The sequence below is a fragment of the uncultured Microscilla sp. genome (genome assembly GCF_947493425.1).
Lineage (GTDB): Bacteria > Bacteroidota > Bacteroidia > Cytophagales > Microscillaceae > Microscilla.
In genome coordinates this window covers 1-1,441 of the sequence record NZ_CANLRP010000379.1, presented here as the reverse complement: position 1 = coordinate 1,441, position 1,441 = coordinate 1, and the positions used below count along the sequence as shown (strand labels likewise).

General features: G+C 46.8%; 1 protein-coding gene. It reads right to left on the bottom strand.

Annotated features, from left to right (window positions below):
* Positions 1–228 precede the first annotated feature (228 nt).
* The coding region (locus Q0954_RS33865) for a site-specific DNA-methyltransferase (RefSeq protein WP_299466489.1) at positions 229–1,441 on the bottom strand (1,213 nt) is incomplete at its 5' end.

The following is a 1,441-nucleotide window of genomic DNA, read 5'->3' as shown; positions in this document are numbered from 1 at the left end:
CGCGCATGGGCGTGTCCAATTTGCCCAATGTAAGTTGTTGTTACTTAGTAATAGCCTACATTTGACGGTAGTTACAAAAGTGCGTAAATGAAAGAGCTTAAACAGCCATTTGTTATGAGAATGGAGAAATAGGTAAGGTGTGGTGGTATAATTTGCCTAAAGCAAAAAATAAAGGTGAAGAGGGTGGGTAAGCAAATCCGTGCCTAACTGATTAGACACGGATTTAGATTATTTAGGCATCAAGGGGGCAAGGGATTCGCCAGTCACCAGTTCGCCATTGCACTTAATCTCAAAAGGCTTGTTTTCGCTCTGGCAATGATGAATAAACCGGGTAAGAATACCTTGCATATAGCCAGGTTCGTATTCAATACCATAGCAGATTCGGCGGGTGCGTTCGGCGGCTATCAGGGTGGTGCCTGAACCCAAAAAACAGTCCAACGCAATGTCCCCTTCGTTGGTGGTATCGAGCAAGGCATCAGCAATCATTCGCACTGGTTTGGGTGTGGGATGATTTTCCAGGGCACCTAACCTGCCAAATTCTTTGCGTTCTTCATTAGAGAAGTCGTTGGCCGACTTGTATTCCCAAACATTGGAGCGAAAGCGGTCTTTGAGTTCCAGATGAGACAAATGTTTTGCCTCCCCCGATTTGAAAATGAAACAAAATTCGTGTTTTGCCCTATAGAAGCTGCCATTGGCCTGAATAGATTTGTTCCAAACGCAGACTTGTTTGGGTTCGTGGCTGCCATAGACTTTACCTCCGGCCTCGCACATGTGCCAGACGTGACGAAAGTCGATGAAATTGTAATGTATACTGCCATCTACGGTGTGCCCCACCGCGTGGCGCATATAAGTGGCAAGAAATTCTACAAACTCCTGGTCGCTCATTTCGCCGATACCCATCACAAAATCCTCATGTTGTACTTTGCCTAAGCCACCAAAGAGACTGTAAGGGATATTGTAGGGTGGGTCGGTAATAAGAATTCTTGCGAGTGTTCCATTCATGAGAGTTTCAAAGGTTTCTGCCAAAAGGCTGTCGCCACAGATGAGGCGATGTTTGCCGTTGAGCTCATACACCTCCCCTTTTTGCACCACAATTTCGCCTTCTTCTTCGGGCATAAAGTCTTCGTGTTCTTCGGCGTAGGGAGCTTCGCCACCTTCACTGCCATTGCCACCCAGTCCAAAGGTGTCAAAGGTTTGCTCAAAGCGAGGCATAGAAAACTCAGGAAGGTTAATCTCCAACTTGAGTTCAGGAAAATTGAGGTCGTACTGTTCGATGAATTCGGCCAGCCCTTGTTGGGTCACTTCACCATAACCGGATGAATAGAGGAGCACCAACTTAGCCGCTTCTTCTTTGGAGTCTGCCTCGATAATGAGGGCAGGCAGTTCTGTGGGGATGGTAATTTCATAAAACTGGTTTTGCCCGGTATCGGCATCGTGCACC